This is a genomic window from Endozoicomonas sp. ALB115, assembly GCF_049310245.1.
Classification (GTDB): domain Bacteria; phylum Pseudomonadota; class Gammaproteobacteria; order Pseudomonadales; family Endozoicomonadaceae; genus Endozoicomonas.
Genome location: NZ_JBLYZG010000135.1, coordinates 1 through 4,589 on the forward strand (window position 1 = coordinate 1; position 4,589 = coordinate 4,589).

Annotated in this window: 3 protein-coding genes; all 3 read left to right on the top strand. The window is 50.6% G+C overall.

Annotation, left to right across the window (positions count from 1 at the left end; all coding sequences use genetic code 11):
• Window positions 1–229, top strand: a 229-nt coding sequence (locus tag ACO6VE_RS23895; RefSeq protein ID WP_422463945.1) for a hypothetical protein, incomplete at its 5' end; no start/stop codon positions are given.
• Between the two features lie 105 nt (window positions 230–334).
• Window positions 335–3,577 (top strand): DUF1601 domain-containing protein, encoded by a 3,243-nt coding sequence (locus ACO6VE_RS23900; RefSeq protein ID WP_422463947.1) that lies wholly within the window; start codon window positions 335–337, stop codon window positions 3,575–3,577.
• A 105-nt stretch (window positions 3,578–3,682) separates the two neighbouring features.
• Window positions 3,683–4,589: hypothetical protein (locus ACO6VE_RS23905; protein WP_422463949.1), on the top strand; the 907-nt coding region annotated here is incomplete at its 3' end.

The following is a 4,589-nucleotide window of genomic DNA, read 5'->3' on the forward strand; positions in this document are numbered from 1 at the left end:
AAAAGCAGGATTTGAGGTCATTGAAATCCCGACTAACCAGCTTTTGAACAACGATTTAATGAAACCCTATATTGATCAAATAAAGATCAGGGTAAGCATCGCGCCACAGGAGCATGGCTCTGTATCACTTAAAAGAGGAGGGTGGGCAGGTGCTCCATACGTGACTGGTGAAGAACATTTAGCAGAGCAAACCAACCCGACAAAGAGGAAGAAAACAGGCAGCCAGTAATCGCCTTCCACCCATCATGACTCAAGTAAACTTTTCCGCAAAATGAACTTCTGGGCAGAACAGCAGTCTGCTTTTTATATTTTCATGAATTAATGAAATATAATTATGGATAGACGTTCTGCTGGTATCAGTGGTCATTACGCAAGATCAGGTAATGGTTACAACCAACAAGATGACCATGCCGCTTCATCAAGGCGTGGACGATATAGACATGCCACAGTCAGACAGTGGGATAATACTCCACGCACTACACCGGGGTGTAATCAATTTTACCAATCTCCTGCCGTATGCCCTTCTCAACATCTACAGCGCCGTTCAATAATCCCTGCCCAAGATTTTAATGCGCTCATCAAACCAGAAATAATGGATGATCTGGTGCGTAAATCGGTCCGTTTCGGTCATCGCTATGATGGGAGAAATCACGGCCTGTATGCCAATTCAATTAAACAATACACATCCGCTGCGAAAAGACCGTTAAATCGAGCGGAACAAAGCCAGCTGATAGGTCTGCTGCAAAATTTTACCATAACACGGCGTTGGGACTGGCGAAGCCTGACGACAACACTTCACTCATTGACTTCTGCAGGTGTTTTTACCCCTCATAAACCCATGGATGAGCGTGTCAAGCTTACTCAAGCGGCCTTATTGTCAACGCTACTTGATGCAATAATATTCAAGTGCAACCAAAAACCTCAAGCCAGGGACATTGATGCCCGGGGAATCGCCAACCTGCTGTGGGCCATGGCGAAACTGGTGGACAACGGGCTGGAGCAGACACCAGAATTCAACGAGACCGTGCCCGCGCTGTTGCCCCACGTGAACACACAGAAAGCTCACTTCAAACCACAGGAAGTCACCAACCTGCTGTGGGCCATGGCGAAACTGGTGGACAACGGGCTGGAGCGGACACCTGGGCTCAAAGATGCTGTGGCCGCCCTGCTGCCCCTCCTGAACGCACAGAAAAATCAACTTAACGCCCAGAGTATTGCCAACCTGCTGTGGGCCATGGCGAAACTGGTGGACAACCGGCTGGAGCGGACACCAGGGCTCAACGAGGCCGTAGCCACCCTGTTGCCCCTCGTGAACGCACAGAAAAACCAATTTATTCCTCAGCATATCGCCAACCTGCTGTGGGCCATGGCGAAACTGGTGGACAACCGGCTGGAGCGGACACCAGGGCTCAACGAGGCCGTGGCCGTGCTGTTGCCACAAGTGAACCCAGAGAAAGCTGACTTTAAACCACAGGAAATCGCAAGCCTGCTGTGGGCCATGGCGAAACTGGTGGACAACCGGCTGGAGCGGACACCAGAGCTAAACGAGGCCGTGGCCACCCTGTTGCCCCTCGTGAACGCACAGAAAAACCAATTTATTCCTCAGCATATCGTCAACCTGCTGTGGGCCATGGCGAAACTGGTGGACAACGGGCCACAGTGGACGCCAGGGTTTAACCAAACCGTGGCCGCGCTGTTGCCCCAAATGAGTGCGCAGAAAGCCAACTTTACACCACAGGGTATCGCTAACCTGCTGTGGGCCATGGCGAAACTGGTGGACAACGGGCAGGAGCACACACCAGAACTCAAAGAGGCTGTGGCCGTGTTGTTGCCCCACGTAAACGTACAGAAAGACCAATTTGTTCCTCAGGGTATCGCCAACCTGCTGTGGGCCATGGCAAAAATGGTCGACAACGGACAGGAGCACATACCAGGACTCAAAGAGGCCGTGGCCGCGCTGTTGCCCCATGTGAACGCTCAGAAAGACCAATTTAATGCCCGGGATATCGCCAACCTGCTGTGGGCCATGGCGAAACTGGTGGACAGCGGGCTGGAGCAAACACCAGAGCTCAAGGACGCTGTGGCCGCACTGTTGCCCCACGTGAACGCACCCAAAGACCAAGTTATTCCTCAGCATATCGCCAACCTGCTTTGGGCCATGGCGAAACTGGTGAGCAGCGGGCTGGAGCGGACGTCGGGTCTCAACGAGGCCGTGGCGGCGTTGTTGCCCCACATTAATGCACAGAAAGCTCACTTTAAACCACAGGAAATCGCCAACCTGCTGTGGGCCATGGCGAAACTGGTGGACCGCAGGCAGGAGCGAACACCAGAGCTAAAAGAAGCAGTGACCGCGCTGTTGTGCCAAATGAACGCACAGAAAGCCAACTTTAAACCTCAGGAAATCACCAACCTGCTGTGGGCCATGGTGAAATTGGTGGACAACGGGCAAGAGCAGACACCAGAGCTCAACAAGGCCGTGGCCGGGCTGTTGCCCCACATGAACGCACAGAAAGCCCAATTTAATGCCCAGGACATCGCCAACCTGCTGTGGGCCATGGCAAAACTGGTGGACAGCGGGCAGGAGAAGATACCAGGGCTCATGGAGGCCGCGGCCGCGCTGTTGCCCTACGTGAACGCACAGAAAACTAACTTTACACCACAGGCAATCGCCAACCTGCTGTGGGCTATGGCGAAACTGGTGGATAAAGGGCAGGAGCAGACACCAGGGCTCAACGAGGTTGTGATCTCGCTGTTGCCCCTCGTGAACGCACAGAAAGATCAATTTACTGCCCAGGGTATTGCCAACCTGCTGTGGGCCACGGCCAAACTGGGTGAACTCGTTGAGCTGAACGTGGTTACCTCTACGTTCGAATCGCTTCTCTATCGAATCAGTAAGAACCTTCAGTTTTCTCAGAAAGAGATATCGATGTCTCTCTGGGGAGTAATGGTATGCTGTGCCAGGTTGTTTCTGGACTCTAATACCAATAAAAATAACCTATTTGAAAAACACATGGATGACCTGTTCATTCGTCTGGAAAATACATCGCCAGATAATGGAGAGGATCAATCCATCCTTGCCATGGCTGCAAGTTGGCTTGGCAGAACCTGTTTGGTCGTCCGCCATTTCCAGACAACCATTTCAAAAAACCAGGTCGACTTCCGTGATCAACTCAAATCATCTATTCCAGCTTTGACGATCGAAGAGGAAAAGAGTCTGAATTCATTACCTCCGGTTGACCTGCTACTGCCAGATCACAACATGGTGATTGAAGTTCAGGGACCGTCTCATTACGTGGGTGGTGATTTCAACACCAGGAATGGTTCGACTTTGCTTAAAATCGCACTGTTGCAAAAAGCAGGATTTGAGGTCATTGAAATCCCGACTAACCAGCTTTTGAACAACGATTTAATGAAACCCTATATTGATCAAATCAAGACCAGGATAGGCATCCCGCCACAAGGTCATGCCTCTGTACCACTTAAAAGAGGGTGGACAGATTCTGCATACGTGACTGGTGAAGAACATTTAGCAGAGCAAATCAACCCGGCAAAGAGGAAGAAAACAAACAGCCAGTAATCGCCTTCCTCCCATCATGACTCAAGTAAACTTTTCCGCAAAATGAACTTCTGAGCAGAACAGCAGTCTGCTTTTTATATTTTCATGAATTAATGAAATAAAATTATGGATAGAAGTTCTGCTGGTATCAGTGGTAAATACGCAAGATCAGGTAATGATGACAACCAACCGGATGAGTCTGCTGCTGCTTCAAGGCGTGGACGGTATAGACAGTGTACAGTCAGACATCGGAATAACCCCCTCCGCCCTACCCCGTGGCATAATGAATTTTACCATTCTTCAGGCCCATGCTCTTCTCAATATCTAGTGCGCCGTTCCGTCAACCCGACTCAAGATTTTAATGCCCTCATCAAACAGGAAGTAATGGATGATCTGGTGAGTAAATCGGAACGTTTCGGTCATCGCTATGATGGGAGAAATCACGGTCAGTATGCCAGTTCAATTAAAAAATACTCATCAGCTGCTAAAAGACCGTTAAATCGAACAGAACAAAGCCAGCTGATGCGTTTGCTGCAAAATTTTACTGCAACACGGAGCTGGAATTGGCGAAGCCTGACGACAACACTTCACTCATTGACTTCAGCGGGTGTTTTTACCCCTCATAAACCCATGGATGAGCGTGTTAAGCGTACTCAAGCTGCCTTATTGTCAACGCTACTGGATGCAATAATATTCAAGTGCAACAAAAAAGCTGAAGCATGGGAGATTGATGCCCAGGGAATCGCCAACCTGCTGTGGGCCATGACGAAACTGGTGGATAACGGGCAGGAGCAGACACCAGAATTCAACAAGGCCATGGCCGCGCTGTTGCCCCACGTGAACGCACAGAAAACTCACTTTAAACCACAGGAAGTCACCAACCTGGTGTGGGCCGTGGCGAAACTGCTGGACAACGGGCAGCTGCGTAAAGCAGAGCTCAAAGAGGCCGTGGCCGCCCTGTTGCCCCTCGTGCAAGCACAGAAAAACCAACTTAATGCCCAGGGCATTGCCAACCTGCTGTGGGCCATGGCGA

Bases quoted from the DNA above. Each gene is read 5' to 3' on its own strand.
- ACO6VE_RS23900 (WP_422463947.1), top strand. From the start codon at position 335: ATGGATAGACGTTCTGCTGGTATCAGTGGTCATTACGCAAGATCAGGT.